This window comes from Ruegeria sp. YTSC106 (genome assembly GCF_059609765.1).
Genome location: NZ_JBXWMI010000038.1, coordinates 1 through 7,966, shown reverse-complemented (window position 1 = coordinate 7,966; position 7,966 = coordinate 1). Strand labels below are relative to the sequence as shown.

6 protein-coding genes are annotated in these 7,966 nt (G+C 51.9%); 5 read left to right on the top strand and 1 reads right to left on the bottom strand.

All coding sequences use genetic code 11. The features are described from left to right. Positions 1–215 precede the first annotated feature (215 nt). Entirely contained in the window at positions 216–1,604 is a 1,389-nt protein-coding gene (locus AC2FEB_RS23150; RefSeq protein WP_496677647.1) for a tetratricopeptide repeat protein, read from the bottom strand. A gap of 271 nt (positions 1,605–1,875) precedes the next feature. On the opposite strand from AC2FEB_RS23150, the gene gntH reads away from it, so the two are divergent. The 5 genes from gntH to AC2FEB_RS23125 all read left to right on the top strand — a co-directional run bounded on the left by gntH (position 1,876) and on the right by AC2FEB_RS23125 (position 7,523). Continuing rightward, positions 1,876–3,453 carry a guanitoxin biosynthesis MBL fold metallo-hydrolase GntH gene (gene gntH / locus AC2FEB_RS23145; protein WP_496884415.1) on the top strand — a complete coding sequence of 526 codons (1,578 nt, stop codon included), beginning with the start codon at positions 1,876–1,878 and terminating at the stop codon, positions 3,451–3,453. 82 nt (positions 3,454–3,535) lie between these two features. Next, positions 3,536–4,645, top strand: a complete 1,110-nt coding sequence (locus AC2FEB_RS23140) for an HlyD family secretion protein (protein WP_496677650.1) — start codon at positions 3,536–3,538, stop codon at positions 4,643–4,645. 29 nt (positions 4,646–4,674) lie between these two features. Continuing rightward, positions 4,675–5,361, top strand: a complete 687-nt coding sequence (locus AC2FEB_RS23135; protein WP_496677651.1) for an ABC transporter ATP-binding protein — start codon at positions 4,675–4,677, stop codon at positions 5,359–5,361. Next, a complete protein-coding gene (locus tag AC2FEB_RS23130) occupies positions 5,361–6,851 on the top strand; it encodes an ABC transporter permease (RefSeq protein ID WP_496884414.1) in 1,491 nt (496 codons plus the stop codon). Before AC2FEB_RS23135 ends, AC2FEB_RS23130 begins: the two co-directional genes overlap by 1 nt. An 18-nt stretch (positions 6,852–6,869) precedes the next feature. Continuing rightward, on the top strand, positions 6,870–7,523 hold the full coding sequence (locus tag AC2FEB_RS23125) for a DUF3299 domain-containing protein (protein WP_496677654.1): 654 nt from the start codon (positions 6,870–6,872) through the stop codon (positions 7,521–7,523). The last annotated feature ends 443 nt before the right edge of the window (positions 7,524–7,966 follow it).

Here is a 7,966-nt window from a genome sequence, read left to right as displayed (position 1 = left end):
TTCATAGCTACTTCTCCTGTTTGCAGATATAGGCAAAGCCTAAACTGCTGGGTGAAGCAGCCGGTACATCCCATTAGCTGCCGTTAGCTACAACAAATTCCGATGACCGCTTTCGGCGTACCTTAACACTACCAGGATATGTTCTCCTGTGTTGGCGGTAAAACACACTTTACGCACATGTGCCTGTCTCCAACCATGGCTCGAAAAGGAATATCTTAAAACCGCCATCCCGCATCTGTTAGGGCTGAAATCACTTCGTCCGATAGATTTGGACTGGAATAAAATGCTGCTAGAACAAGATCTGGCCTGAACTCTGGCCACGACTGTTTCAATTGATTCAAGGTTGCATGTGCCTCTTTGGATTTGCCCAACCTTTGATAGGAAGCCGCCAAAAATACCAAAGACAGTGCACTGACGGGGTCACCATTGTCACTGGCAAATTTCAAAGACGCGATTGCTTCCCTAAAATCACCGATGTGAAAACTGGCAACCGCGTGAATGTTCCTGTGGGCAAACCGATGACTTCCTATCTCTCTGCGGTGGCTTGGGTCGCTGACGTCATACGCTTCTTCAAAGCGACCCATAACCAGTAGTATCACGCCGCGAAAGTCCAGAACGTTTCCGTCATTGGGTCGAAGCGACTGCGCGAGTGCTGAATACTCCAATGCTCTGTCATAGTCGCGGGAAACGTAAGATACCCATGCCATTGCCGATTGGCTCCAGCCGTTTGAGGGCGCAATGTCCACAGCTTTCTGAGCCATTTGTCCTGAATTCAGTATCAGCGCGTCACGCTCTTCCTCGTCTCGCGTTAGTAGAGCCTGGGTTCCCAGACTGTGGGCCAATCCGGCATATCCACAGTAAAAATCGGGAGCCTCATTTATTGCTATTCTAAATATGTCGCTGGCCAGGATCTGGTTGTCGATAGTTGCGATTGGAAAGAGCAGGCCCCGAGCTTGATCGCAGTAGTTTGACGCCTGTACTGCAGCGGGTGATTTAGCGGATAGAGCCTGTCGCTCAAGTGAGCGCGCGGATGTCTTTGGGTTGAGATCAACAACCTGTTCCATGCGCCCGCCCAAGAAGTAAGCATGAGCAATGATCGCTATGGTGACAGCAGGGATGCCAATCAGCCAGGGTAATCCTGGCCTGAATGGCGTATGATCGACATTGCTCTGAATTGTACCAGAGCGGTCCTCGAACCAAGGCGCGTAGCCGCCGCTATCAATGTGAATGCGCAGATTGTCTCCAGCACCTGCCGTTTCATAGTACTGTTGAAGCTTCCGCCGTAACCGCCCTGCATCCACACGGACAACATTGATGTGGCCGTCATCACTGGCAAAACTCTTGAAGTAGACATCCTGAGCGATCGTTTTGCCAAGAATAGCCTCGGACCTGCCTTCAATGGCCTCTTCAACTACGTAGTTCAAGAAGTTCCGCAGGCGTTCCGCCTTGGCGAACGTGTCACTGGTCAACACGCGTTCCAAGGCTTCCCTTACGCGGGTTGGATGCCGTTCCGGATCAAGTGTCAGATCTTGCTCAGCCATCTCGCAAATCAAGTTTTGCTGTATTTTCAAAACAATACTGCCGCCTGACCAACTGGATGTCACCCTAATTTCACGGTGTTACCCTACCGCGATACGCCTTGTGCCCTCAAGCTCGTGCTCAGAGAGGAACCAAGTGGCCGGACGATGACAGACGTCAGTTTACTAGAACTCACTTTCCCTGACCAAATCAACCGCATCCGCCACATGCGAAAGACTAATCTTGGATTTGAGACGCTTTGTCAGGATTTCGAGCTGCTCTCGGCCGAGTTGGAGAGACCGGAGAAGGTCAATAAAACAACTCCAGCATGTCTGATCGATCCCGTCACGGAAAGCCTTGACGGCCTGGCTGAAGAAATCGCCGAACATCTTTCTTGGGTCATCCAATCAGAAATCGTCCCGAAATCAATTTCAGAAGTGGTTCCCATATTCACAAACGCTAGAACAAAGGACTGAAAATATGCTGCAAGACAGATGCAAGAAATCGATTAATTCACTCGGCGCACTCGCCGCCGCAGCGACATTGTTCGCCACTAGTGCGCTCGGTCAGGCTCCTCCAGTAAAGGAGCCCTCATCCCAAGAAGATATTGAGGCTGCACTGACCGGCGGCGTCCCCATGGGGCGTTGGAAAGAAGGTCTGACCTTTGAGGGCATCTCTCCTCAACCGTGGTTGAAAAGCGCGGCAAACTGGTTCCCACGTACAGAAGATGTACAGCCCAATGAGATGAGAATTATCTTCATGGGATCTGCCCCGTTCATTCGCCCTGGGCAAATGAACACGGCGATTCTTGTTGAGCTGGGCAACGGTAAGATTTTCATGTTCGACATTGGTGAAGGCTCACCTGCAAACATCATTGCCAGCGGATATGCACTGAATGAAATCACTGATGTTTTTATCACGCACCTGCACGTAGACCACTTTGGTGGGTTGCCGTACCTGTGGATGTTCGGAACTTGGGCAGGTGGATGGCACGAGCAGTTGACGGTCCATGGCCCATCCGGCCGCACCAAAGAGTACGGCACTGCAACGATGGTAGAAGGCATGAAAATGATGACCGGATGGCACCGGGACGCGTTCAGTGTCTTTCCCGTTGGCAAAGGTTGGGACATCGAAGTCAACGAATTTGATTTCCGTGACAATGGTGGCGTGATCTATGACGAAGACGGGGTCAAAGTCACACATTGGCAAAGAAGCCATGCCAAAGACGGTGCGTCGGGATACCGGATGGACTGGAATGGCATGTGCTTTATCTGGACAGGTGACGGTCGACCCAACATGATCGACATTCCTTTTGCCAAAGGCTGTGATGTCTTCGTCACGGAACAGCAGCAGGAAATCATCGAAATCTCCTCTGGAGTTCAAGGCGTGCCGCCCTTCCTCGGACGTTATACCGTCGATACCCATCATACGCCCAGCTACGCTGCCGGCTACATTGCCAATCTGGTACAACCCAGGCTTCTGATGAACACTCACATGAGCTATGACCCATATCAGATCGAGGAAACCGTGGCGGAAATCCGAGAGCACTGGAAAGGCCCCTATCACTTTGGAGCGCCTGACGGGATCGTTGTGAACGTCACCAAAGATCAGATATGGGTTCGCGAAGGCATATTGCCCGAGTTTCCGAACTCAAGAGCGCCGCAGTTTGACTTTAGCAATGGTCAGTTGATCGTGCCCAAGCCGCCGCATCAGCGTGAAGACATTCAAGAACCCTACGTGCGCGATATGGAGATCGATCCTAAGCTGTACTATCCCGAAGGATATCATCCTGAATTGCTGACCGAGTGGCCAGTTGATGACGATCTTGTTGTTCCTCTGGATGCGCTTCCCGAAAATCTGAAGGAAAGTATGGGCGCGGCGTGGCGCCATCGTGAAGCCAACCGCAAAGTGTTGGAAGAGCAAAACGACAATTAAGTCATCATGACAAACAGGGCGATCACTCGTAAGCTCGGGTGGTCGTTCAAACTTTCCGGAAACATCACGAAGGAATGAAGTCTTGTTAATAGTACTCGGCCTCTACTTTGGAATAGTCTGGTTGGTCTTTTCCAAGTTTCACCTTCTCCCCTGGAATGGGTTCTGGAAAACTCTGGTTTACGGTGTAGCTGCTGTTATCGCTCTGGTGGTCATCGGTGCGCTGAACCACACAACTCCGACTGGCCCGGTATCCATTCAGGGTGTTTCAACGAATATTGCTCCGAATGTGGCCGGCACGGTTACAGAAGTCATTGTCGAGCCAAACCAGGAAGTCGCAAAAGGCGAGCCTCTGTTTCGAATAGATAATGAGGTGTATAAAGCCGAGGTCTCTCGGCTCGAAGCCGTCTTGGAAACTGCAAAGTCATCTGCCGATCAACTGGCATCAGATTTATCAGCTGCCGAGGCCGAGATTGAATCCTTGACTGCTCAGCTGACTTTCGGAATTCAGCGTCGTGATGACATCATCCGTTTGGAAGAACGCGGGGCATCAACCACGTTCCAACTGCAAGAGGCTGTCTCAACCATCGACCAGTTGACCGCGAATATCCGCGCAGCCGAAGCCCGGAAGACAAGCCTTGAGCGGCGTATCGCCGCGAAGATCGACGGGCGTGACGCAGGTGTTGTGGAGGCTGAACAGACGCTTGCGCAAGCTATTTGGGATTTAGAGCAAACAGTTGTGAAAGCTCCGGGAAACGGCGTTGTTACGGCTGTTTCACTCCGACCAGGTAACCGCGCCACTCCGCTACAAGGGGCAATTACTTTTGTCGAACCAGGAGACTATGCAATAATTGCTACTCTTCCCCAATCCAGTCGAGCCAATGTTTCGGTCGGTGACGAAATCCGGCTTGCAATTAGAACGGAACCCGGTGGAGAAATTACCGGCCGTATTTCAGATTTTCCGGTCGGAACTGTCGAAGGTACTGTTGATCTAAGATCAGGTCTTCCCTCATTGCGGGAACTAGCTGGGATATCCAGCTACATCGTTTTGGTTGAACTACCTGCAGATGCAGACAGTAATTCATTGCAATTTGGAACGTCAGGAACAGCTTTGGTCAAGACAGACAAAGCCGGAGCCATTGGTGTTTTGGCAGAGATCCTTTTCTGGATCACCAAAAAGCTCAATTATCTTTGAATAACCTGACCAAAGCATCGGTGTCATCAATGAAAACTGTCGAACTCAAATCCTTGGTATTTCGGTGGCCCGGTCAACACGATCCGGTGCTCTCAATCGATAACTTCGATCTTGAGGCCGGGGAAAGCGTGTTTATGAGAGGCCCCAGTGGCAGCGGAAAGACCACGTTGCTTTCGGCAATTGCCGGCGTGATCGATGTACCGCAAAGCGCGGTTCACGTTGCAGGCACGGATGTCGGGGCTTTGGCCGGAGGTGATCGTGACCGTTTTCGCGTGGATCATTTGGGGATTGTTTTCCAAGTCTTTAATCTTTTGCCTTGGCTCAGTGCGCTTGAAAACACGTTGCTGCCTTGCCGATTTTCAGCGCACCGTCGCAATCGATCGGGGCCAGCCCCCAAGGCTACCGCAACACGGTTGCTAAGTGAGCTGGGTCTTGAGGATGCTGAGCTGATCAATCGACCTGCCAGCGCCCTGAGTGTTGGGCAGCAACAACGAGTTGCGGCGGCGCGGGCTTTGATAGGGGCGCCCGAAGTTGTGTTGGCGGATGAACCTACCTCGGCTTTGGATGAGGAAGCGAAAGACACGTTTGTCCAGCTGTTGCTGAAAGAATGCAATGCATCAGGGGCGAGTTTGCTATTTGTGAGCCATGATCGCAGCCTGGAAAAACACTTCGATCGGAGCGTCGACCTGCCAAAGCTGAACGCGGGGAAAACGTGATGTTCAACCTTTGTTTGAAAAGCCTTCTCAATCGCCGCTTTATCGCTACGTTGACTGTTCTTAGCATTGCCTTGAGCGTGGCTTTGATTGTTGGGGTTGAGCGACTGCGAACAGAGGCACGAGCGGGTTTTTCCAATTCTGCATCAGGTATCGACCTGATCATTGCGGCACGCGGAAACGATGTGCAGATCCTGATGGCAACGGTTTTTGGTGTCGGTACAACAGGCGCCGGTATCACCTGGGAAAGCTACGAGATGATCGAAGATCTGCCCCAGATAAGCTGGACAGTGCCGATCATGATGGGTGACAACCATCGTGGATATCCCGTGATCGGAACGTCCGAGCAATATTTTGACCACTTTCGTCATAGTGGCGGCCAGCAACTGATATTTGCTGAAGGTGTTCCATTTAAATCTCCAGATGGCGCAGTAATTGGAGCAAAAGTTGCTCAGGCTTTCGGGTACACGTCAGGCACTGAAATCGTGAATGCCCATGGCTCAGGGGAAGTCGCCTTTGATGTGCACGACGAAGCGCCATTCACAGTGACCGGAGTGCTGGGGCATACCGGGACGGCCGTCGACAGAATGGTTTTTGTCTCACTCGAGGGTTTTGACGCCTTGCACGAAGAACCTACATCAGAGGGTGCGGACCCGTTTGTTTTGGTCGATGCACCTGAAGTCGTTGAAGAAAACGAAGACCATGACACCGAGCATTCCCATAATGAAGACCACGCAGCCAGCGAATTTGCGAACAGGCATGCGGATCACGGCGAAGAACACGAAGACCATAGCCATGTGGAGTTAGACGAGCCTGACGAGCACGAAGAAGGGCATCAGGAACATGACGACAGTCATGCCCACGAAAGCGACCATGAAGACGAGGCGGAAGCTGTCAGGACTTCTGGCGGGCACGATCACGGTGGCCATGATCATGAACCGGGGGCCATCAACGCGATTTTTGCCGGGCTTGAGGAGAAGACAGCGGTGCTTTCAGTTCAACGGCAACTGGCAGACCATCGCAACGAGGCACTGACTGCTGTTCTTCCTAATGTTGCGCTATTGCAGCTTTGGTCGATTACCAGTACGGCCGAGACTGCGCTGCGTCTGATGGCAGGCGCTGTAGCAGTGGCTGGAATGATCGGCATGGTGGTCATGTTGTCTGCTTCGCTCGACAACCGGCGGCGTGAATTTGCGATCCTTCGATCCGTGGGCGCAACACCAGCCGGCGTCTTTTCCCTGATCTTGCTTGAAGCCGTTTCATTGTTGTCGGCCGGCATCGTGCTTGGAGTAATCGCGCTCAGCGCTCTCACGCTCGTGATAGATCCGATTCTTGCCGCAAATTTTGGGCTCCGCATCGGTGTTGACCTGCCGAGTTTTCGCGAGGTTCTTCTCATAGCCCTCGTTTTCTGCTCTGGTCTTCTTGCCAGTATTATACCTGCGTTAAGGGTGTACCGTATGACGCTATCAGACGGACTGTCGGTGCGGCTTTGAATAAGAGGATCCGCTGAAATGAAGGCCATTGCGCATTTTCTGAAAATCTTATTCGCCCTTGCGATTGCGGGGCCTCTTCTTGCAGCGGATCCGCGCAACATAAGTTGGCAGGATCTCCTTCCTGAAGAGCGGCCCTACCACGATCCTTTTGCCACCCTAGAATATTCTCAGGTCAATGCGTTGGCCATGCTTTATCGGATTGAGGTTCTGCATGCGGACACTGCGGATGACGAGAAGCGCGCCGAAGCGGTTCAGATCCGCGAAGACCTCGTATCTCAAGGCCTTGATCCGGATTGGTTGTTTGAACAACGCGAAATTGTGATGAACCAACGGTTGATTGCCGCGCGCGAACCGAACCTTGACCTTTTGGGGGAGAACGTGCGCCTTCCCGGCTATCTCCTTCCCCTGGATATTGTTGACCAGAAGGCGGTCGAATTCCTTTTGGTTCCGACAGTTGGAGCCTGCATTCACACACCACCACCTCCAGCCAATCAGATGGTCTATGTGCGATACGAACAAGGCTTCGAAATCGACGAGTTGTATAAGCCAGTCTGGATAAGCGGGGAAATGCAGGCACTGAGCAGGTCCCAGTCACTCAATTACGTGGACGGCCAGGCCAACATCGAAACCTCATATGCGATGGATGCGCTGTCGGTAGAAATCTATGACTGATCAGTCAGACTAGAGGTCCGTTCTATGGCTTCACCGGGATACATCTTTGCACCACACCCCTGTATCAGGATCTTTGGTTCGTGCAGATGTGACGCTGCAAATCTCTCCTGAAGCTCCTTGATGATCAATACGGCGATTTTTTTGTCACAAACCGCCATTTTGTGACCACACCAATCCGCGCGCATGGGTTTCACAAGTACACCCGGCAACCCTCGCTGGTTAATCTGCTTATCATAAGTAGCGAGAACTCTTTTTCATTGCTCTTGATCGATCATGTTGTCTCTTTGACTTATTGATCAGAGTTCTTAATCGAATCGCATACCGCGCTTGTAAGCCGCCTTTCGTGCGTGTCGCGGCAACCGTTAGTAATGGGATGTACCGGCTGCTTCACCCAGCAGTTTAGGCTTTGCCTATATCTGCAAACAGGAGAAGTAGCTATGAAA

Excerpts from the sequence above, each read along its gene's own strand:
- AC2FEB_RS23130 (WP_496884414.1), top strand. The coding sequence starts at position 5,361 with ATGTTCAACCTTTGTTTGAAAAGCCTTCTCAATCGCCGCTTTATCGCT.
- AC2FEB_RS23135 (WP_496677651.1), top strand. The coding sequence starts at position 4,675 with ATGAAAACTGTCGAACTCAAATCCTTGGTATTTCGGTGGCCCGGTCAA.
- AC2FEB_RS23125 (WP_496677654.1), top strand. The coding sequence starts at position 6,870 with ATGAAGGCCATTGCGCATTTTCTGAAAATCTTATTCGCCCTTGCGATT.